Source organism: Enterobacter sp. BIDMC92, assembly GCF_001030225.1.
GTDB classification, from domain to species: domain Bacteria; phylum Pseudomonadota; class Gammaproteobacteria; order Enterobacterales; family Enterobacteriaceae; genus Enterobacter; species Enterobacter sichuanensis.
Genome location: NZ_KQ087598.1, coordinates 272,781 through 293,911, shown reverse-complemented (window position 1 = coordinate 293,911; position 21,131 = coordinate 272,781). Strand labels below are relative to the sequence as shown.

Below are 21,131 nucleotides of genomic sequence, written 5' to 3'. Positions count from 1 at the left end.
TTTATTTCTCGCTATCGACCAGGCCGCGGACAAACGCACGCTGCATGGCTAAAACAATGACTACGGGTGGGATAAGGGTGAGCAGCATCGCCGCCATCACCTGGTTCCAGAGGGTGGTGCCTTCGCCGGTGGCAATCATGCCTTTGATGCCCGCCACGGCAGTGCCGAGGTTGACGTCCTGAATAATCAGCAGCGGCCACAGGTACTGGTTCCAGCCGTAGATAAAGGTGATCACAAACAGCGCCGCAAGGTTGGTTTTCGACAGCGGCAGCACGATGTCGCGGAAGAAGCGCATCGGTGAGGCGCCATCGATCCGCGCGGCTTCAATCAGCTCGTCCGGCAGGGTCATAAAGAACTGGCGGAACAGGAAGGTGGCCGTCGCCGAGGCCATCAGCGGCAGGGTTAAGCCCGCATAGCTGTCCAGCATCTTGAGGTTGGCGATCACTTCCACCGTCGGGAAGATACGTACTTCCACCGGCAGCATTAGGGTGATGAAAATCATCCAAAAGAACAGGTTACGCAGCGGAAAGCGGAACCAGACGATGGCGAAGGCCGAGAGCATCGATACCGTGATTTTTCCGACCGTAATGCCAAACGCCATGATGAAGCTGTTGAGCATCATCAGCCAGAACGGCGCGCTGTTGGCCCCCACGCCCTGGGTCCAGATGGTTTTCATGTTCTCGAGCAAATGCGTGCCTGGGATCAGCGTCATCGGCGTGTCGAACACCGCTTTGGTGTCCAGCGTGGCGGCGACAAACGCCACGTACAGCGGGAACAGGATGACGATGATCCCCAGAATCAGCATGGTGTGGCTGAAAATCGTCAGCCCGCGACGGTTCTCAATCATTGGTAGCGCACCTTACTTTCAACATAGCGGAACTGCACCACCGTAAGGATGATGACGAGGAACATCAGCACGACGGACTGCGCGGCGGAGGCTGAGAGATCCAGCCCGGCGAACCCTTCGCGATAGATCTTATAAATCAGCGTGGTGGTCGCCTGTACCGGGCCGCCGGCGGTGGCGGCGTCGATCACCGGGAAGGTGTCGAAAAAGGCGTACACGAGGTTCACCACCAGCAGGAAAAAACTCACCGGGGCGATCAGCGGCAGTGACAGCCGGAAGAAGCGACGAATCGGCCCTGCGCCGTCGATCGCCGCGGCTTCCACCAGCGAACGGGGAATAGACTGCAGCGCGGCAAAGAAGAACAGGAAGTTGTAGCTGATCTGCTTCCAAACCGAGGCAAACACCACCAGGAACATGGCCTGGCCGCTGTTCTGGGCGTGGTTCCAGTCGTAGCCAAACTCTGCCAGGAAATGGGTAATCAACCCGCGACCGGGGTTAAACAGGAAGATCCACAGCACGGCGGCGACGGCAGGCGCCACGGCGTACGGCAGCAGCATCAGGGTCTGATACAGACGGCTGCCGCGCACGACATAATCTACCAGCGCGGCGAAGAACAACGAGGCGACAAGCCCGCTGACGGTGACCAGCGCGCTGAACTTCATCGTCGTCCAGAAGGAATCCAGGTAGTAGCTGTCATGGAACAGCGCGGTAAAGTTGTCCAGGCCAACAAACTGGCTGGAAAGCCCGAACGGATCGACGCTTTGTACCGAGTACCACAGCGCTTCGCCCGCAGGCCAGATAAAGAAGATAACGGTGATGACCAGCTGCGGCGCGACCAACAGGTACGGCAGCCAGCGGGAACGAAACACCGGACGGGATGAGGACATTGAGATTGGGTTCCTGAACAATGCCGGGTGGCGGCTACGCCTTACCCGGCCTACGGTTTCGGTTTTCTCCCTCTCCCCGTGGGAGAGGGTTGGGGTGAGGGCATCAGGCCGCATTCATCCGTAGGCCCGGATCGCTACGCGTCACCGGGCATTTTTTTACGATTTGGTCGACTGCTCAAAGCGGCGCAGCAGCTGATTCCCGCGCTCTACCGCGGAATCCAGCGCCTGCTGTGGCGTTTTCTTCCCGGTCCACACGCTTTCCAGCTCTTCATCCACGATGGTGCGGATCTGCGGCATATTGCCCAGGCGCAGGCCTTTGGTGAACGGCAACGGCGGCTTGTTCAGCATCTGGCGCGTCGCGATATCTGCGCCCGGGTTCTTGCTGTAGAAGCCCTGCTCGCGGGTCAGGTCATAGGCCGCTTTAGTGATCGGCAGATAGCCGGTCTTCTGGTGCCATTCGGCGGCGTTTTCCGGCTTCGCCAGGAAGTCGAGGAACTCGGCCACCCCTTTGTAGGTGCCCTTGTCTTTACCCTGCATCACCCACAGGCTTGCCCCGCCGATGATGGCGTTCTGCGGCGCGCCTTTCACGTCAGCGTCGTACGGCATCATGCCCACGCCGTAGTTGAATTTGGCGTAGTGACGGATATCCGCCAGCGAGCCGGAAGAGGCGGTGGTAATGGCGCAGTCACCGTTGTAGAACTTCTCGGTGGATTCATCTTTACGCCCGAAGTAGCTGAAGTCGCCCTTCTTGTTGAGTTCTTCAAGCTGCGCGATGTGCTTCACCTGCTCTGGCTTGTTGAATTCCAGTACCGCATCGGTGCCGTCGAAGCCGTTATTTTTGGTGGCAACCGGCAGGCCGTGCCAGGCGCTGAAGTTTTCAATCTGGATCCAGCCCTGCCAGCCGCTGGCGTAGCCGCACTTCATCCCTGCCGCTTTCAGCTTCGCGGTATATTCAGCCAGATCCTGCCAGGTTTTTGGCGGCTGCTCCGGGTCTAAACCGGCTTTTTTGAAGGCATCTTTGTTGTAGTAGAGCACCGGCGTAGAGCTGTTAAACGGCTGAGACAGCAGATGGCCGCTTTTGGAATCCGTGTAGTATCCCGCCACGGTTGGTACGAACCGGGATTCGTCGAAGTTGATACCCGCTTCTTTGAACACTTCATAGACCGGCTTGATGGCTTTCGAGGCCATCATGGTCGCGGTACCCACTTCATAAACCTGTAACAACGCAGGGGCGTTACCGGTACGGAAGGCGGCAATGCCTGCGCTCAGGCTCTGCTCGTAGTTCCCTTTGTACACCGGCACAATTTTGTAATCCGGATGGGTGTCGTTGAAACGCTGCGCCAGGGAGTCAACTTCTTTACCCAACTCCCCTTCCATGGAATGCCAGAACGAAATGGTCGTCACAGCCATTGCGTTCGTCGCAAAAGCCAGACCCAGTGCCAGACCCAAAGCTGTGTGTCGTAACGATGTCATTGTCATCTCTCTTATTGTGCCGGATGCGCGATATCACGCGTTTTATGCTCGCGAGGTAACATGACATGCTCGAATGACAGAAAAATAACTGTTTGTTTACAGATAAGTGACAACAAAAGGTCAGGGGGATGATGGTTGTGTGAAGGGGATTGGATGAGATATTTAGGTGCGGTCTGGTGCCCTCACCCCGCCCCTCTCCCACAGGGCTGAGGAATCCCCAGTAATTTTTTTACCGAAAGCGACGAAGGTTATTTCAGGAAAATGAATGAATTACAGCGATGCCCTGGTCCGGCTGTAAATCGCCGAGGCGTTTCCGTAAGGCCGGGGCGAGGCGCAGGGATGCGCCGAGAGGGCGTGGCCTGCAGGGATGCAGGCTCATGCCCGACCCGATAGCCTGAAGGAATAAGCTGAGGGAACCGCGAAGCGGCGATTTACCGCCGGGAGCCCGGGTCGCCAGGGCGGCGGCGATTGAGCCGCCATGGCACGTTCACAGGCCATGCCGTTACAAAGTAGCAAGGAACATAAAGTGAACGGAATAACCTCCACAGCCGTATGTTCCCCCTCACCCCAGCCCTCTCCCTCAAGGGAGAGGGGGTCGTCTGCGCAGACATTATTTTGTGGGGATCCCTCAGCCCACAGGGAGAGGGAGAAAACACTAAAAATGGCAACGTGCGTTGCCATTTTGCTTTTACCTATCCCCCTAAATACGCACTCCGCACCGCTTCGTTCGCCAGCAGCGCGTCGCCAGTATCCTCAAGCACCACACGGCCGTTCTCCAGCACGTAGCCACGGTCAGCCAGCTTCAGCGCCTGGTTGGCGTTCTGCTCGACGAGGAAGATAGTCATCCCCTCTTTACGCAGCTGTTCGATGGTATCGAAGATCTGCTGGATGATGATCGGTGCCAGACCGAGCGACGGTTCGTCCAGCAGCAGCAGACGCGGCTGGCTCATCAGCGCGCGGCCGATCGCCAGCATCTGCTGTTCACCGCCGGACATGGTGCCCGCACGCTGGATGCGGCGCTCCCACAGACGCGGGAAGAGTTCGTACACCCACTTGATGCGGGTCTGATATTCATCGCGGTGGGCGAAGAAACCGCCCATCGCCAGGTTCTCTTCCACCGTCATACGCGAGAACACGCGACGTCCTTCCGGCACAATCGCCACCGCCTCACGCATGATTCTGGCGGTCTGCCAGTCGGTAATGTCTTTGCCATCGAACACAATCCGCCCGCTGGTGGCGCGCGGGTCGCCGCACAGGGTGCCGAGCAGCGTGGTTTTACCCGCGCCGTTGGCCCCGATCAGGGTCACGATTTCCCCCTGGTTGATATGCAGGCTGACGTCGTGCAGCGCCTGGATCTTACCGTAGTGCGCATTGACCTTATCGAACGTTAACATCGCTTTTTCCATCTTATGCCTCACCAAGGTATGCGCGGATCACGTCCGGGTTGTTGCGGATCTCTTCCGGCGTGCCGTTTGCCAGCGGCGTGCCCTGGTTGACCACGTAGATACGGTCAGAAATGCCCATCACCAGCTTCATGTCATGCTCAATCAGCAGAATGGTGGTGTCGTGATGATCGCGCAGTTCGGCAATCAGCTCGTCCAGCTCTTTGGTCTCTTTCGGGTTAAGCCCTGCTGCCGGTTCGTCGAGCATCAGGATTTCCGGCTGGGTCACCATGCAGCGCACAATTTCAAGGCGGCGCTGGTCGCCGTAGGCGAGGTTGCTCGCCTGACGGTTGGCGTGCTGCAGCAGGCCAATTCGGTCGAGCCAGGTGGCGGCACGGTCGAGCGCTTCATCCTGCGCGCGGCGGAACGCCGGGGTTTTCAGCAGGCCGGAGAACAGCCCGGTTTTCAGCTGCTGATGTTGTGCTACCAGCAGGTTCTCAATCACCGTCATTTCGCGGAACAGACGTACGTGCTGGAAGGTACGCACCACGCCCATGCGGGCAATCTGCTGACCCGGTAAACCTTCGAGATGCTGGTCGCGCAGCATGATGGTGCCGCCCGTCGGCTTATAGAAACCGGTCAGGCAGTTAAAGACCGTGGTTTTCCCCGCGCCGTTCGGGCCAATCAGGGAGACGATCTCTTTCTTGTGCAGATCCAGATTTACGTTATTGACCGCCAGCAGGCCGCCAAAACGCATCATCAGACCGTTAACGGATAATAAAGGCTTCATGCCTGCTCTCCTTTCGCTTGCCCGTTCTTCAGCTTCAGCTGTGGACGGGTCATCGGCAGCAGGCCCTGCGGACGCCAGATCATCATCAGCACCATCAAACCACCCAGCATCAGCATGCTGTATTCGTTAAAGTCACGCATCAGCTCACGCGAGACCACCAGCAGAATGGCCGCCAGAATAACGGCAAACTGCGAGCCCATCCCACCGAGCACCACAATCGCCAGCACAAAGGCGGATTCGGCAAAGGTGAACGATTCCGGGCTGACGAAGCCCTGACGTGCGGCAAACAGCGTCCCGGCAAAACCGGCAAACGCGGCGCTGATGGTAAACGCGGTCAGCTTGATGCGGGTCGGGTTCAGGCCCAGAGAACGGCAGGCGATCTCATCTTCGCGCAGCGCTTCCCACGCACGGCCCAGCGGCATACGCAGCAGGCGGTTAATCACGAACAGGGTAATCACCACCAGCAGCAGCGCCACCAGATAGAGCCAGATAACGCGGTCGGACGGATCATATTTCACGCCAAAGAAGTTGCTGAAGGTGTCCCAGCCGCCTTCACGGGCGGTACGGCTGAACTCCAGACCGAAGAAGGTCGGTTTCGGGATCTGGCTGATCCCGTTCGGGCCACCGGTCACTTCGGTGTTGTTGAGCAGCAGGATACGGACGATTTCACCGAAGCCTAAGGTCACAATCGCCAGGTAGTCACCACGCAGGCGCAGCACCGGGAAGCCAAGCAGGAAACCGGCGCCGGCAGAGACCAGCCCCGCCAGCGGCAGACAGGTCCAGAAGCCGAGGCCGTAATAGTGGTTCAGCAGCGCAAACGTGTAGGCACCGATGGCGTAGAAGCCGCCGTAGCCCAGCACCAGCAGGCCGGAAAGCCCCACCACCACGTTCAGACCCAGACCGAGTATCACGTAGATCATGGTCAGGGTGGCGATATCCACCGTGCCGCGGGAGACCACGAACGGCCACGCCACCGCGGCCACCAGCAGCGCCACGAGGAACAGCTTCTGCTTAACGGTCGAACCGTCAATTGCCGGCAGAACAAACTTCGGCCCGGAGACGCCTTTCAGCGTCTTCTGAAACAGCGGACGCAGCAGCTGGAACAGGAAGACGACCGCCGTGCCGATAAATACCCACTGCCAGCGAATGTCGGCAGCGGTGTCGACCACCAGCTTAGTGCCGTTCAGCTCTAACTGAACGCCCATAAAGACGCCCGCCAGCACGAAGAACATGGCGGCAGAGAGCAGCGCCATTGCAAAATGCATCGGTTTCATACTTTCTCTACCTCCGGACGGCCCAGAATACCGGTAGGCATCACCAGCAGAACCAGAATCAGCAGGGCAAACGACACCACATCTTTATACTCAGTGCTCAGATACGCCGAGGAGAGCGCTTCCGCCACGCCCAGGATCAGGCCGCCAATCATTGCCCCCGGAATACTGCCGATACCGCCCAGCACCGCCGCGGTAAAGGCTTTCATCCCGGCCATAAAGCCGATGTACGGGTTAATCACGCCGTAGAACTGGCCGAGCAGAACCCCGGCAACGGCCGCCATCGCGGCACCGATCACAAAGGTGAGGGCAATGACGCGGTCGGTGTTGATCCCCAGCAGGCTCGCCATCTTCAGGTCTTCCGCGCAGGCGCGGCAGGCGCGTCCCATGCGCGAGTAACGGATGAACAGCGTCAGGGCGAGCATCGCAATGAAGGTCACCACCCAGATAACCAGCTGCATGGTGGTGATAGAGGCAGAGAAGTTTTCGCTGGCCCCCACAACCCACTGGCCGTTAAACAGGCTTGGCAACGCCACGTCGCGCGAGCCTTCGGTCAGGCTGACGTAGTTTTGCAGGAAGATGGACATCCCAATCGCGGAGATGAGCGCAATCAGGCGCTTGGAGCTGCGCACCGGCCGGTAGGCCACGCGTTCGATGCTCCAGCCGTAGGCGCTGGCAATCACAATCGCGCCGACAAACCCGGCGGCGACCAGCAGCCAGCTGCTGTCGATGCCCATCATCATCAGCGCGGCGATGATCATAAAGGAGACATAGCTACCGATCATGTACACCTCGCCGTGGGCGAAGTTGATCATGCCGATAATGCCGTAAACCATCGTATAGCCGATGGCAATCAGCGCGTAGGTGCTTCCCAGCGTGACGCCGTTAAACATCTGCTGCAGGAAATAGAGAAACTGCTCGGACATATGCAAACCTTTTTATACCCGCCCGGCGGTCCGGGCGGTGGGATAATTATTTGGCGACCGAGGACGAACCGTCGGCGTGCCACTTAAAGACACCAAACTCAAATCCCTTCAGATCGCCTTTCTCATCCCAGTTCAGCGGCCCAATCACGGTGTTCGCCCCGTGCGCTTTTAAATCTTTCACCAGATCCAGCGGTTCTTTGCTGCCGGTACGATCCAGCGCCGTCGCCAGAGACTGTACGGCGGCGTAAGTGATCCAGACGTACGGCCCGCTCGGATCTTTTTTCTGCGCCTTGAGCGCATCAACGATAGCCTTGTTGGCCGGATCCTGGTCATAGCGTTTTGGCATCGTCACCAGCATGCCTTCGGCGGCATCACCCGCAATGTTAGACAGGGAGGCGTTACCCACGCCTTCCGGCCCCATAAACTGGGTTTTCAACCCTACCGAACGCGCCTGACGCAGCATTTGTCCCATTTCCGGGTAGTAGCCACCGTAGTAAACGAAGTCGATATTCTCTTTTTGCAGACGGGCAATCAGCGCGGAGAAGTCTTTCTCACCGGCGGTAATACCGTCGAAGAAGACGATGTTTGCGCCGCCTTTTTTCAGGCCGTCCTGAACGGAACGCGCCAGGCCTTCGCCATACTGTTGTTTGTCATGAATAATGGCGATGCGCTGTGGCTTGACGTTTTCGAGGATAAATTTGGCGGCAGTCGGCCCCTGAGAGGAGTCCAGACCGGCGGTACGCATAATGTGCTGATAGCCGCGCTGGGTCAGCTCCGGGTTGGTCGCACCGGGGGTGATCATCAGAATGCCTTCATCTTCGTAGATATCAGACGCCGGCTGGGTGGAGGATGAGCACAGATGGCCGATCACGTACTGGATGCCATCGTTGACGATTTTGTTAGCGACCGCGACGGCCTGTTTCGGATCGCAGGCGTCGTCATATTCCACGCCTACCAGCTTGTCGCCTTTGATGCCGCCTTTGGCGTTGATGTCTTTGATGGCCTGGCGCGCACCGTTGAACTCCATGTCACCCCACTGAGCAACAGGACCGGACATCGCCCCCACAACCGCAACTTTAATGTCCTCCGCCATAGCGGCATGCGAGATCGACAGTGCGACCATCCCCGCGAGTATCGTCTTCGCGTTCCTTTTCATCTCTGAATCCCCATTCGTGATGTCGTGTTTATATTTTGTTTTATTATGGTTAAAAAGCATTCTGTACTTTTAATGAACAACGCTATTTTTACCAGTGCCTTTAATGGTTTAGCGCAGTTTTTTGTCAAAAACCAGACTAAAATCTCTATTTTTCAGGCGATTAAGCAAAGATAATATTCTGAAATCAGGCAGAGATAAACAACTAAAAGTGCAGTTTGCAGCATAAAATAACGGTACAAAGCGCCGAATAAATCACTACCATTCAGGTTAAAATTCTGCTTATTTTTCGATCCATGTGTTTTCAATCTGCCCATTGTGTTGTCAAAAAACTAATCACCTGGCGAATGAGAATAAAAAGAGGAAGCCGCTGAGCGAATAAATTGAGTACACTGCCCCTACTCAATTTGATTTGGACAAGTGGCTAATGAAACTGACTATCGTGCGTCTGGTGACCTTTAGCGACCAGGATCATATCGACCTGGGCAAGATCTGGCCGGAATATTCCCCTTCGTCGCTACGCGTCGATGAGACCCACCGCATTTATGCCGCGCGCTTCAACGAGCGCCTGCTGGCTGCGGTTCGCGTGACGCTAAGCGGGACAGAAGGGGCGCTGGACTCATTGCGCGTACGTGACGTTACCCGTCGTCGCGGTGTAGGACAGTACTTAATTGAAGAAGTGATTCGCACAAACCCGAACGTGACCTCATGGTGGATGGCCGACGTGGGGGTAGAAGACCGCGGTGTGATGGCGGCGTTTATGCAGGCGTTAGGGTTTACGGCGCAGGAGAGCGGGTGGGAGAAGCGCCAGAGTTGATATGTGCGGCCTGATGCCCTCACCCCGGCCCTCTCCCACGGGGAGAGGGAGAAAACATTAAAAAAGGCAACTTACGTTGCCTTTTTGCTTTTATTTGGCGTCCGTCGCCGTGCCGTTAGCATGCCAGTCAAACACGCCGAACTCGAAGCCCTTCAGATCGCCCTTGGCGTCCCAGGAGAGAGGCCCCATAACGGTCTCGACGGTGTTCGCTTTCAGCCAGGTGGCAATTTCAGCTGGATCGGCTGACTGGTTCAGGCCCGCCTGCAGAGACTGCAGCGCCGCGTAGGTGGTCCAGACGAACGCGCCGCTTGGATCCTGTTTCTTCGCCTTGATGGCATCAACGATAGGTTTGTTCGCAGGGACCTGGTCGTAGTTCTTCGGCTTGGTCACCAGCAGGCCTTCCGCAGACTCACCCGCGATGTTAGACAGGGAAACGTTCGCCACCCCTTCTGGTCCCATAAACTGGGTTTTCAGACCGGCCGCGCGTGCCTGACGCAGGATCTGGCCCATTTCCGGGTGGTAGCCACCGTAGTAAACGAAGTCGATATTCTCTTTCTTCAGACGCGCAACCAGCGTGGAGAAGTCTTTCTCGCCCGCAGTGATCCCGTCGAAGAAGACGACGTTCGCATTGCCTTTCTTCAGACCATCCTGCACCGCACGCGCCAGACCTTCACCGTACTGCTGTTTATCGTGAACAATGGCGATGCGCTGCGGCTTCACTTTTTCAAGAATGTATTTTGCCGCCGTTGGGCCCTGGTCAGAATCCAGACCGGTGGTACGCAGGGTCAGCTTGTAGCCGCGTGCGGTCAGCTCCGGAGCGGTCGCCGCCGGGGTGATCATCAGAATACCTTCGTCTTCGTAGATGTCAGACGCAGGCTGCGTAGAGGAAGAACACAGGTGACCGATGACGTATTTGATCCCGTCGTTTACCACTTTGTTCGCGACCGCGACCGCTTGTTTCGGGTCACAGGCATCATCATATTTTACGATCTGCAGTTTTTCGCCCTTGATACCGCCCTTAGCGTTAATGTCTGCAACCGCCTGTTCTGCGCCAGTAAACTCCTGGTCGCCGTACTGCGCTACCGGACCGGACATCGCGCCAACCACAGCCACTTTGATGTCTGCCTGTGCCATGGTGCTGAATGCCAACGCGATACATCCTGCCAGTAACGCTTTACCCTTCATGTTCATCCTGAGATTCCCCATTATTATGGTTATTACGATTGTTGTGATGTTGTTGTGCAGCGCTTTATTTCAGTTATAGGTGTGCTGTTCGCGCTTTTTCAGCATACTCTGCTAAAACATACCCCATTTTTATGATTTTGGAATAGCAAATTTGAAATGAATATATGATAAGCCCGGCAGGGCGTTTTGCCGGGCATGTGGCTTTAACGTGTCAGCGAGGCGAAGATAATGTCCAGCGCTTTACGGAACTGCACCTCGGGGATCGTCAGCGGATAGAGGAAGCGAATGACGTTGCCGTACACGCCGCAGCTCAGAAGCAGCAAACCTTCCTGCAATGCCCGCTCCTGAACCTGGCGGGTAAATTCCGGCGAAGGATGACCCGTTTGCGGGTCGTTAAACTCCACCGCCACCATCGAGCCCTGCGCGCGAATATCCGCGATATACGGGCAGTGCTCCTTCGCTTTGTTCAGCACCTCCACCAGGTGATGGCCAAGATGTGCCGAGCGGGTGCAGAGGTCTTCTTCATCAATCACGTCCAGCACGGCATGCGCCGCGGCAATCGCCAGCGGGTTCCCCGCGTAGGTGCCGCCCAGCCCGCCAGGCGCAGGCGCATCCATTACCTCAGCACGACCCGAGACCGCCGAGAGCGGCATCCCGCCCGCCAGGCTTTTCGCCATGGTGATCAGATCCGGCTTCACGCAGTGGTGCTCCATCGAGAACAGCTTGCCGGTGCGGGCGAAACCGCTTTGCACCTCGTCGGCAATCAGCAAAATACCGTGGGTATCGCACAGGGCGCGCAGGGCCTGCATAAAATCAGCCGGGGCGATGTTGAAACCGCCCTCCCCCTGAACCGGTTCGAGAATAATCGCCGCAACCTGATCCGGGGCGATATCCGCTTTAAAGATGCGCTCCAGGCTCTTTAGCGCCTCCGCGGTGCTGACGCCATGCAGTTCATTCGGATACTGGGCGTGATAAACCGAGCCAGGGAAAGGGCCAAAGCCGAGCTTGTAGGGCGCGACTTTGCCGGTCAGCGCCATGGTCATAAAGGTTCGGCCGTGGAACGCGCCGCCGAAGGTGACAAGGCCAGGACGTCTGGTAAAGGCGCGGGCAATTTTTACGGCGTTTTCCACCGCTTCTGCGCCCGTCGAGAAGAACGCCGTTTTCGCCGGGCCGTCAATGGGCACGCGTGCGTTGATACGCTCGGCAAGCGACACATAGCCTTCATACGGCACAATCTGGTAAGCCGTATGGGTAAAGGCGTGGAGTTGTTTTTCGATGGCGGCAATGACCTTTGGATGGCGATGGCCGGTATTCAGCACCGCGATCCCCGCAGCAAAGTCGATGTACTCGTTGCCCTCGATGTCCCACACCGTGGCGTTCTCCGCTTTATCGGCATAGAAGTTACACATCACGCCGATGCCGCGCGGCGTCGCCTGTAAACGCCGGTCGTTGAGTTCGTTATTTTTCACCCTGTCCCCCTGAGAAAGTCGCCTGCTTAGCGCATCAGTAAGTGTTTGCCAGGGGGCGGAAATTCGCCAGAGCGGGCGCTAAAAAAACAAAACCCCCGGACTTGGCATCCAGGGGTTCTCGTCATACTTCGCGGAAATTACGCTTCGATAGCGGCGCGAAGTTTTTTCATGGCGTTCTTTTCAAGCTGACGCACACGTTCAGCGGAGACGCCGTAGCGGTCGGCCAGCTCCTGCAGCGTGGACTTGTTGTCTTCGTCCAGCCAGCGGGCGCGGATAATATCCTGGCTACGCTCGTCCAGGCCTTCCATCGCATAGCTCAGCTTGTTCGCGGCCTGATCTTCCCAGTTATCCTCTTCGATGCCGTCAGCAAAGTTAGAGGTCTTATCCTGCAGATACAGAACCGGCGCCATTGGCTGGCTGTCGGAAGCATCGTCGTCAGAGGACATATCAAAAGTCATGTCCTGCGCGGCCATACGGGATTCCATCTCACGCACGTCTTTACTGGATACGCCCAGCTCGCGCGCCACCATTTCGACTTCATCCTGATTGAACCAGCCCAGACGCTGCTTGGTTTTACGCAGGTTAAAGAACAGTTTGCGTTGCGCTTTTGTTGTGGCGACTTTCACGATACGCCAGTTGCGCAGCACGTATTCGTGAATCTCTGCTTTGATCCAGTGCACAGCGAAGGAGACCAGTCGCACACCCACTTCCGGGTTAAAGCGACGCACAGCCTTCATCAGACCGATGTTACCTTCCTGAATCAAGTCCGCCTGCGGCAGGCCATAGCCCGCGTAATTACGAGCAATGTGAACAACAAAGCGCAGGTGAGACAGGATCAGCTTTTTCGCTGCTTCCAGATCGCCCTGGTAATGCAGCTTTTCAGCAAGCTCCTTTTCTTCCTCGGCCGTTAACATCGGCCAGGTGTTCGCAGCCCGGATATACGATTCCAGGTTACCAACAGGGGCTAAAGCTAAAGTTTGCATTTCTTTGGTCATTCATTCCTCTCAATGTTTCTTCTGGTCCTGGTTGTCCCCGTCAGGCAACAACCATGCCAAAGCGTTTGAGCAACGAGATTAGCATTCACTCTTTTATCAGACAGTGATTTTATCCACAAGTTCCAGGTGCAACGGTGAATAAATTACGCACAAAATGTGACATGGAGATGATAACAGGGGAAGTGACAACAGGGACGCTTTCCCTGCAGAGCGAACATCTCGGTGCAGGGAAAGATTATATCACGCTTTTCTTAGTCGGGAGTAAAGTGGCGTAAATGTTGAACGGTTGCCAGCCAGGCGGCCACCCACCCGATCATCGAGCACACCAGCAGCAGCAGCAGGCACTCATCGAACCCTAAGCCACTGATATCAAACTTCGTTCCGAAAACCTGCGCCACTTCAGTCACGGCAGATGAAAGCCGCATCACCAAAATTTCTGACAATATCAGTGAAAGAAATGCGCCGGAAAACCCGAGCAGTGCGCCACCGTAAAGGAACGGTCGGAGGATGAAGCCATCCGTCGCACCAATCAGTTTCTGCACGTTGATGGTATCGCGACGGGCGAAGATGCTCAGGCGCACGCTGTTGCCGATGACCAGGAAGACCGCCGCCACCATCAGCACGCCAATCATCGCCGCCACACGCCCGACCAGGCCGGTCAGAGCAGAAAGACGCGCAAACCAGCTGTCATCCATGCGCACTTCGTCAATGCCTTTAATGCGGGTAATGCGATCGCGCAGGGTGTTAAGGGAATCGGTACCCTGGAAATCCAGCTTCGGGATCACCACCGCCACGGCAGGCAGCGGGTTCTCTTCAAGCATATCCAGCGCACCGCCAAAGCCTGACCAGTTGCGGAACTCGCCCAGCGCGTCTTCACGCGAGAGATAATTAACCTTCTCCACGCCCTGCTCGGCCTGAATTTGCCCGACCACCTGCGCCGCCGCGTTATCGTCGAGCGCTTTATCCAGATAGACCGTGATCTGCGGAGACGGATAATACTGTGAAGCCGCCTGGTTAACGTTCTTATAAACCATATAGCAGACGCTTGGCAGCGTGAGGGAGATGGCAATCACCATCACTGTCAGGAACGTCGCCAGCGGTTTGCTTTTCAGGTCCTGCAGCGCGCCGTGGAAGGCGTAGCGCACCTGCTCGTTGAACACGTTGGTTTTGCGCGAAGCCGGCTTAGGCGCGGCCTTCTGGCGCTTCGGCGCATTACGGTTACCGTCACCGCCGCTCTGCGGCTTGCGGAAACGGTCTAACCGGTTGCCAAACTGCCGAATCTGGTTCATTGCATCACGCTTATTCACCGTGGCCTCCGTGCAAATGACCGTCGCTCAGGGTTAGCATGCGGTACGAACGACGGGAAATGAGCCCGATATCGTGCGTCGCCATCAATACGGTGACCCCCACGCGGTTAAATTCCTCAAACAGACGCAAAATCCCTTCGGACAGGGCATCGTCCAGGTTACCGGTCGGTTCATCCGCCAGCAGTACCGCAGGCTTATTCACCACCGCACGGGCAATGCCCACACGCTGCTGTTCACCGCCGGAGAGCTGGATCGGGAAGTTCTTCGCTTTGTCCAGCAGCCCGACCTTATCCAGCGCCGCAGAGACGCGACGGCGGATATCGTCATAGCTGGCACCGGCAATAATCAGCGGAATGGCCACGTTATCGAAAACGGTGCGATCCATCAGCAGGTGGTGGTCCTGGAAAATCATGCCGATCTGCCGACGCAGGAACGGCACTTCGCGGTTTTTCAGGCGGCTGATCTCATGGCCGCCGAAAAAGATTTTCCCGGCGCTTGGCCGCTCGATCCCACAGATAAGCTTGAGCAGGGTACTTTTCCCCGCGCCGGAATGGCCGGTCAGGAATGCCATCTCGCCCGGCTGCAGGTGGAATGTCACCCCCTGCAGCGCTTGTCTCCCACCGAGATAGGCCTTGCTGACGTGTTCAAAGCGAATCATTGTTAGTCCTCTCGGGCAAATAATGCCTCAATAAAGTCGTCCGCTTTAAACGGACGTAAATCCTCAATACGCTCGCCCACACCGATGTAGCGGATAGGAATGCCGAACTGGTCAGCCACGGAGAAGATCACCCCGCCTTTCGCGGTGCCGTCCAGTTTGGTCAGCGTGATCCCCGTCAGTCCTACCGCTTCATGGAACAGCTTCGCCTGGCTGATGGCGTTCTGTCCGGTGCTGGCATCAATGGTCAGCATAATTTCATGCGGTGCGTCTTCGTCCAGCTTCTTCATCACGCGGACGATTTTCTTCAACTCTTCCATCAGGTGCGATTTGTTCTGCAAACGGCCTGCAGTATCGGCAATCAGCACGTCCACGTTGCGCGCCTTCGCCGCCTGAATGGCGTCGAAGATCACGGATGCGGAGTCCGCGCCGGTATGCTGAGCAATCACCGGAATATTATTGCGCTGGCCCCAGACCTGAAGCTGCTCAACCGCTGCCGCACGGAAGGTATCGCCCGCCGCCAGCATCACCGACTTGCCCTGCTGCTCGAACTGACGCGCCAGCTTGCCGATGGTGGTGGTTTTGCCCACGCCGTTCACGCCAACCATCAGAATAACAAATGGCGTTTTGCCTTCAATATTAAGCGGTTCGTCAACTTTTGCGAGAATTTCACCCATCTCGTCTTTCAGCAGGCCGTACAGCGCCTCGGCGTCACGCAATTGCTTGCGGCTCGCCCCTTCGGTCAGATTGGTGATGATCTTACGGGTGGTTTCTACCCCCACGTCCGCGATCAGCAACTGTTCTTCCAGTTCTTCAAACAGATCGTCGTCGATCTTTTTGCCGCGGAACAGACTGATAAATCCGGAACCTAAGTTTTCTTTGGTCTTCAGCAGGCTGCGTTTCAGGCGGGCGAAGAAACCTTCTTTGGTCGGTTTTTCCTGCTCCTGGACAATCTCTTCGCTCTGCTCTGGCTCTTCCACCGGCACGACGATAACCGCTTCTTCAGCGGCCTCTGCCGCCAGCGCCTGAGCTTCCAGCTCTTCGTCGGTCAGCTCGGGTTCGTTTTCGGCCTCTTCTTCCACCGCTTCAACAATTTCAACGGTTTCCGCTTCGGCCTGCCACTCTTCGGCAGAAACGGCTTCGGCTTTCACCTCTTCCGGCAGCGGCAACGCTTCATGTTCGATAACGGCCTGTGGCGCGTCGGGGATCTCATCAACCACGACCGGTTCTGGCTTCTCGCTCTCCTGAACCTCCTCAGTGACCGCAACCACCTCTTCAGCGAAAGATTCGATCTCTTCTTTGCTGTGCGCCGTTTCTTCCGCCTCGACAACCGCGGCGGTTTCTACAGGCGTTTCAGGCTGCGATTGCTCTTCAACGGCATGTTGCTCTTCGGTTTTCTGTTCTGTTTCTTGCTCTTTTTCACCGAAGCCCAGCCAGGAAAAGAAGCCACGTTTTTTTTGTTTTGCCATCTGCGACTACACTCCTCGCGGCGCTATATACATGGAAGCTAAAAAAATGATGAAATAGTCTAACACTTTACTTAATTGACATCACCGCCCGCAATCGCAGGCCAATTGTTAACAGAGCTTTCCTGAAATGAAGAAACCCAACCGCGCCCCGGCCGGTCAAATTCGTATTATCGGTGGTCAGTGGCGAGGCCGGAAATTACCGGTGCCGGACAGCCCCGGTTTACGCCCCACCACCGACCGCGTGCGCGAAACGCTGTTTAACTGGCTGGCCCCGTCAATGGTCGACGCCCACTGTCTCGACTGCTTCGCCGGCAGCGGCGCGCTCGGGCTGGAAGCGCTGTCGCGCTATGCCGCCAGCGCCACGCTGCTGGAGATGGAGCGCGGTGTTGCGCAGACCTTGCAGCAGAATCTGGCGACGCTGAAAGCGAGCAACGCGAAAGTGGTGAACACCAACACCCTGAGCTTTCTGGCACAGAAGGGCACGCCGCATAACGTAGTGTTTGTCGACCCGCCGTTCCGTAAGGGTCTGCTGGAAGAGACGTTATCCCTGCTGGAGCAAAACGGCTGGCTGGCGGATGACGCATTAATTTACGTGGAAAGCGAAGTGGAAAACGGTTTACCCCCGGTTCCCGCCCACTGGGAACTGCACCGTGAGAAAGTGGCCGGTCAGGTCGCTTATCGTCTGTATCACCGTCAGGCACAAGGAGGATCCGATGCCGGTACTGATTAATCTGGGACGTTTGTTGATGCTGGGCGTCTGGGCGTTTTTGCTTCTCAACCTGGTGCACCCGTTCCCGCGCCCGATGAATATTTTTGTTAACGTCGCGCTGATTTTCACCTCGTTCATGCACGCCCTGCAGATGGTGATGCTGAAAAATGGCCTGCCGAAAGATGGCCCACAGATGACCGGCTGGCAGCAGCTGCGCGTCTTTATTTTCGGCGTATTTGAACTGCTGGTGTGGATGAAGAAGTTTAAGGCGCAGGTGAAGAAATAACACCCTCACCCTAACCCTCTCCCGGAGGGAGAGGGGACGATTACACCCTCTCCCTCCGGGAGAGGGGCGGGGTGAGGGAAAATTACAGCGCCGGTTTAAACCCCTCAAACCGCGACCCTTTATAACTCAGCGTCCCTTTCTCCCCCACCGTCAGTTGATGGTACTGCGGCGCCTCCAGGCGGAAGGTCATCTCCAGACCGCCCGTTTCCGGCTTAAAGCTCGCTTCATAGCGCATAGCGGTACCCGCCGGCGCGACCTGCTGTTGCCGCGAGCGGCGGTCGTTAAGGGGCTTCTCGCGTTTGTTGCTCACAATCACACGCTTTTGCATCAGTGGCGCAGCGTCGTTATCCGCCTTTTCGCGGCGCTGTTGCACAAAACGGAACGACGCGGCAATAACGATAATCGCCACCACGATAATGAAAAACAGCGGCATCTTGCTCATTCAACCATCCCATAAGATTATGCGGAATTCAGGATACCCTGCCTTCCCCGCCATTGCCAAACGCCCGCCCGCGTCACTACACTGAATGAGAAACTGATTATTCAGCCTTAACAGATACAGGGAGTTAATATGCTTTGGTCATTTATCGCTGTCTGTTTTTCCGCATGGCTTTATGTCGATGCGTCGTACCGTGGTCCCACCTGGCAGCGCTGGCTGTTTAAACCCGTCACGCTGCTGCTGCTCCTGCTGCTTGCCTGGCAAGCACCGATGTTCAACGCCATAAGCTATCTGGTCCTCGCCGGACTGTGCGCCTCCCTGATTGGCGATGCCCTGACCCTGCTGCCGCGCCAGCGCCTGCTGTATGCCGTGGGGGCGTTCTTCCTGTCGCATCTGCTGTACACCATTTACTTCGCCAGCCAGATGACGCTCTCGTTCTTCTGGCCGCTGCCGCTGGTGCTGCTGGTGATTGGCGCCCTGCTGATTGCGGTGATCTGGTCGCGTCTGGAAGAGATGCGGTTGCCGATCTGCACGTTTATCGCCATGACGCTGGTGATGGTATGGCTGGCAGGTGAACTGTGGTTCTTCCGCCCAACGGCCCCGGCGATGTCCGCATTCTTCGGTGCGGCGCTGCTGTTGATCGGCAATATCGTCTGGCTGGGTAGCCACTATCGCCGCCGTTTCGGGGCAGATAACGCGATTGCCGCCGCCTGTTACTTTGCCGGGCACTTCCTGATTGTGCGTTCCCTGTATATCTAAATAACGCTTGACTCTGGAGTCGACTCCAGAGTGTATGCTGCGGTTAATGAGAAAATTATCATTGCCGGAGACTGCCATGTCGACTCCAGAAATACCTAAAAAAGTTCCTCAATTCTCGGCGCTTAAGCTCAGCCCGGTGCCGTCGAAAGACGACTGCTGCTGCGAAGGCGCGTGTGAAACGCAAACGCAGCCGCTGTCCGAAAGCGGAAATCGCTACAGCTGGATCGTCAACGGTATGGACTGCGCCGCCTGCGCCCGTAAAGTTGAAAACGCCGTGAAACAGGTTCCGGGCGTAAATCATGTTCAGGTGCTGTTCGCCACCGAGAAACTGCTGATCGGCGCCGAGAAGGACGTCAGCAAACAGGTGGAAGCCGCGGTCAGCCAGGCCGGTTACAGCCTGCGTAGCGAAACCGCACCCGCGGAAAAAACGTCATCCCTGCGCGAAAATCTGCCGCTCGTTACGCTCATCATTATGATGGCCCTGAGCTGGGGGCTGGAACAGATCAACCACCCGTTTGGCAATCTGGCATTTATCGCCACCACCCTGGTCGGGCTGTTCCCGATTGCCCGTCAGGCATGGCGTCTGATGAGAAGCGGCAGCTGGTTTGCCATCGAAACGCTGATGAGCGTGGCCGCCATCGGCGCGCTGTTTATTGGCGCGACGGCAGAAGCGGCAATGGTGCTGCTGCTGTTCTTAATCGGTGAACGCCTTGAGGGCTGGGCTGCCAGCCGGGCGCGTAAAGGGGTCAGCGCGTTAATGGCCCTGAAACCGGAAACCGCCACCCGCGTGGTAAACGGTACGCGTGAAACGGTCGCCATCAGTACGCTCCGCCCGGGCGACGTGATAGACGTTGCCGCAGGGGGCCGTCTGCCTGCGGACGGTGAGTTGCTCACCGCCACGGCAAGCTTCGACGAAAGTGCTCTCACCGGGGAGTCCATTCCGGTGGAACGCGCAATGGGCGAAAAAGTGCCCGCGGGCGCCACCAGCGTCGATCGTCTGGTACAGCTTAAGGTTCTTTCCGAACCGGGCGACAGCGCCATAGACCGTATCCTGAAGCTGATTGAAGAGGCCGAAGAGCGCCGCGCGCCTGTCGAACGCTTCATCGACCGCTTCAGCCGTATCTACACCCCCGCCATTATGCTGGTTGCCCTGCTGGTTACCGTCATTCCCCCGCTGTTCTTTGGCGCGCCGTGGGAGGGCTGGATTTATAAAGGGCTGACGCTGCTGCTGATCGGCTGCCCGTGCGCGCTGGTCATCTCCACCCCGGCGGCCATTACGTCCGGCCTGGCGGCGGCGGCACGTCGCGGCGCGTTGATTAAGGGCGGCGCGGCGCTGGAGCAGCTGAGCCAGGTTGAACACATCGCCTTCGATAAAACCGGCACACTGACCGTCGGCAAGCCGCAGGTCACCGGCGTGTATCCGCAGGAAATCAGTGAAGATGAACTGCTGACCCTGGCCGCCGCCGTTGAACAGGGTTCCACTCACCCGCTGGCGATGGCAATTGTGCGTGAAGCACAGTCGCGAGGATTAACCATCCCGGCGGCGACCGCGCAGCGAGCGCTGGTAGGGTCAGGGATTGAGGCCACCGTTGACGGTAAAAAGGTACTGATTGTCGCGGCTGGCAAGTCTGCTAATCCAGAGGTCGAGGCGTTAGAGAAAGCCGGACAGACGGTTGTTGCCGTCATGCTGGACGGCGGCGTGAAAGGCATTCTGGCGCTGCGCGATACCCTGCGTGACGATGCCAGAGAGGCCATAGCGGCACTGCATCAACTGGGCGTGCAGGGTGTGATTTTAACCGGGGACAACCCTCGCGCGGCGGCGGCCATTGCCGGTGAGCTGGGGCTCGAATTTAAAGCCAGCCTGCTGCCTGCGGATAAGGTCAGCGCGGTGACGGAGCTGAACGCACACGCCCCGCTGGCGATGGTCGGCGACGGGATTAACGATGCGCCGGCGATGAAGGCGTCCACCATTGGCATCGCCATGGGCAGCGGTACCGACGTGGCGCTGGAGACCGCTGACGCGGCGCTGACCCACAACCGCCTGACCGGGCTGGCCCAGATGATCGCGCTTGCGCGGGCGACGCGGGCCAACATCCGCCAGAACATCGGTATCGCGCTGGGGCTGAAGGGGATTTTCCTGGTCACCACGCTGCTGGGCATGACCGGATTATGGCTGGCGGTGCTGGCGGATACCGGGGCAACGGTGCTGGTGACGGCAAACGCGCTCCGGCTGTTGCGTCGCCGGTAAAAAAACGCCCGGTGGCGCTAACGCTTACCGGGCCTACATGTCCTGCCAGATCACAGGTCGGGTAAGG

The 21,131-nt window shown here is 57.5% G+C and carries 20 protein-coding genes; 5 read left to right on the top strand and 15 right to left on the bottom strand.

All coding sequences use genetic code 11. The annotated features are described in order from the left end of the window. Position 1: 1 nt before the first annotated feature. The 8 genes from ugpE to livK all read right to left on the bottom strand — a co-directional run bounded on the left by ugpE (position 2) and on the right by livK (position 8,729). Positions 2-847: a sn-glycerol-3-phosphate ABC transporter permease UgpE gene (gene ugpE, locus SP99_RS01375; protein WP_047957533.1), complete on the bottom strand. Its 846-nt coding sequence runs from the start codon at positions 845-847 to the stop codon at positions 2-4. Next, entirely contained in the window at positions 844-1,731 is an 888-nt protein-coding gene (gene ugpA / locus SP99_RS01370) for a sn-glycerol-3-phosphate ABC transporter permease UgpA (protein ID WP_023618241.1), read from the bottom strand. The genes ugpE and ugpA overlap by 4 nt, the downstream gene beginning before the upstream one ends. 156 nt (positions 1,732-1,887) lie before the next feature. After that, positions 1,888-3,204 (bottom strand): sn-glycerol-3-phosphate ABC transporter substrate-binding protein UgpB, encoded by a 1,317-nt coding sequence (gene ugpB / locus SP99_RS01365; RefSeq protein WP_047957532.1) that lies wholly within the window; start codon positions 3,202-3,204, stop codon positions 1,888-1,890. A 692-nt stretch (positions 3,205-3,896) separates the two neighbouring features. Further along, the gene (gene livF / locus SP99_RS01360; protein ID WP_008500102.1) at positions 3,897-4,610 is read right to left on the bottom strand and encodes a high-affinity branched-chain amino acid ABC transporter ATP-binding protein LivF; all 714 of its coding nucleotides are present in this window, start codon (positions 4,608-4,610) and stop codon (positions 3,897-3,899) included. A 1-nt stretch (position 4,611) separates the two neighbouring features. After that, positions 4,612-5,376 (bottom strand): high-affinity branched-chain amino acid ABC transporter ATP-binding protein LivG, encoded by a 765-nt coding sequence (gene livG, locus SP99_RS01355; protein ID WP_025757808.1) that lies wholly within the window; start codon positions 5,374-5,376, stop codon positions 4,612-4,614. After that, on the bottom strand, positions 5,373-6,650 hold the full coding sequence (gene livM / locus SP99_RS01350; RefSeq protein ID WP_047957531.1) for a branched chain amino acid ABC transporter permease LivM: 1,278 nt from the start codon (positions 6,648-6,650) through the stop codon (positions 5,373-5,375). The genes livG and livM overlap by 4 nt, the downstream gene beginning before the upstream one ends. Continuing rightward, on the bottom strand, positions 6,647-7,573 hold the full coding sequence (gene livH / locus SP99_RS01345) for a high-affinity branched-chain amino acid ABC transporter permease LivH (RefSeq protein WP_025757805.1): 927 nt from the start codon (positions 7,571-7,573) through the stop codon (positions 6,647-6,649). Before livH ends, livM begins: the two co-directional genes overlap by 4 nt. Before the next feature lie 46 nt (positions 7,574-7,619). Further along, complete coding sequence (gene livK, locus SP99_RS01340) at positions 7,620-8,729, bottom strand: high-affinity branched-chain amino acid ABC transporter substrate-binding protein LivK (RefSeq protein ID WP_025757804.1); 1,110 nt, start codon at positions 8,727-8,729, stop codon at positions 7,620-7,622. A 424-nt stretch (positions 8,730-9,153) separates the two neighbouring features. On the opposite strand from livK, the gene panM reads away from it, so the two are divergent. Then, positions 9,154-9,543 (top strand): aspartate 1-decarboxylase autocleavage activator PanM, encoded by a 390-nt coding sequence (gene panM / locus SP99_RS01335; RefSeq protein WP_025758967.1) that lies wholly within the window; start codon positions 9,154-9,156, stop codon positions 9,541-9,543. A 90-nt stretch (positions 9,544-9,633) separates the two neighbouring features. On the opposite strand, the gene livJ is transcribed toward panM, so the two are convergent. The 6 genes from livJ to ftsY form a co-directional block, all read right to left on the bottom strand. Next, positions 9,634-10,734: a branched chain amino acid ABC transporter substrate-binding protein LivJ gene (gene livJ / locus SP99_RS01330; RefSeq protein ID WP_072201786.1), complete on the bottom strand. Its 1,101-nt coding sequence runs from the start codon at positions 10,732-10,734 to the stop codon at positions 9,634-9,636. A gap of 197 nt (positions 10,735-10,931) precedes the next feature. Then, the gene (locus SP99_RS01325; protein ID WP_047957530.1) at positions 10,932-12,197 is read right to left on the bottom strand and encodes a 4-aminobutyrate--2-oxoglutarate transaminase; all 1,266 of its coding nucleotides are present in this window, start codon (positions 12,195-12,197) and stop codon (positions 10,932-10,934) included. Between the two features lie 137 nt (positions 12,198-12,334). Then, positions 12,335-13,192, bottom strand: a complete 858-nt coding sequence (rpoH, locus tag SP99_RS01320) for an RNA polymerase sigma factor RpoH (RefSeq protein WP_008500093.1) — start codon at positions 13,190-13,192, stop codon at positions 12,335-12,337. A gap of 251 nt (positions 13,193-13,443) precedes the next feature. After that, positions 13,444-14,499, bottom strand: coding sequence for a permease-like cell division protein FtsX (ftsX, locus tag SP99_RS01315; protein WP_025758972.1), 1,056 nt, complete (start codon positions 14,497-14,499; stop codon positions 13,444-13,446). Next, positions 14,492-15,157, bottom strand: a complete 666-nt coding sequence (gene ftsE, locus SP99_RS01310; RefSeq protein WP_025758973.1) for a cell division ATP-binding protein FtsE — start codon at positions 15,155-15,157, stop codon at positions 14,492-14,494. Before ftsE ends, ftsX begins: the two co-directional genes overlap by 8 nt. 2 nt (positions 15,158-15,159) lie before the next feature. Next, positions 15,160-16,623, bottom strand: a complete 1,464-nt coding sequence (gene ftsY / locus SP99_RS01305) for a signal recognition particle-docking protein FtsY (RefSeq protein WP_047957529.1) — start codon at positions 16,621-16,623, stop codon at positions 15,160-15,162. 127 nt (positions 16,624-16,750) lie between these two features. Here ftsY and rsmD point away from each other — a divergent pair, with 127 nt between their 5' ends. After that, positions 16,751-17,353: a 16S rRNA (guanine(966)-N(2))-methyltransferase gene (gene rsmD, locus SP99_RS01300; protein ID WP_047957528.1), complete on the top strand. Its 603-nt coding sequence runs from the start codon at positions 16,751-16,753 to the stop codon at positions 17,351-17,353. Beyond that, positions 17,337-17,618, top strand: coding sequence for a DUF1145 family protein (locus tag SP99_RS01295; protein WP_008500088.1), 282 nt, complete (start codon positions 17,337-17,339; stop codon positions 17,616-17,618). The genes rsmD and SP99_RS01295 overlap by 17 nt, the downstream gene beginning before the upstream one ends. An 82-nt stretch (positions 17,619-17,700) precedes the next feature. Here SP99_RS01295 and SP99_RS01290 read toward each other — a convergent pair whose 3' ends face one another. Beyond that, a complete protein-coding gene (locus tag SP99_RS01290; RefSeq protein ID WP_025758976.1) occupies positions 17,701-18,060 on the bottom strand; it encodes a DUF2500 domain-containing protein in 360 nt (119 codons plus the stop codon). Positions 18,061-18,189: 129 nt separating this feature from the next. Here SP99_RS01290 and SP99_RS01285 point away from each other — a divergent pair, with 129 nt between their 5' ends. Together SP99_RS01285 and zntA are read left to right on the top strand one after the other, a co-directional pair. Continuing rightward, positions 18,190-18,816, top strand: coding sequence for a lysoplasmalogenase (locus SP99_RS01285; protein ID WP_047957527.1), 627 nt, complete (start codon positions 18,190-18,192; stop codon positions 18,814-18,816). Positions 18,817-18,892: 76 nt separating this feature from the next. Beyond that, positions 18,893-21,064, top strand: coding sequence for a Zn(II)/Cd(II)/Pb(II) translocating P-type ATPase ZntA (zntA, locus tag SP99_RS01280; protein ID WP_047957526.1), 2,172 nt, complete (start codon positions 18,893-18,895; stop codon positions 21,062-21,064). Positions 21,065-21,131: the final 67 nt, after the last annotated feature.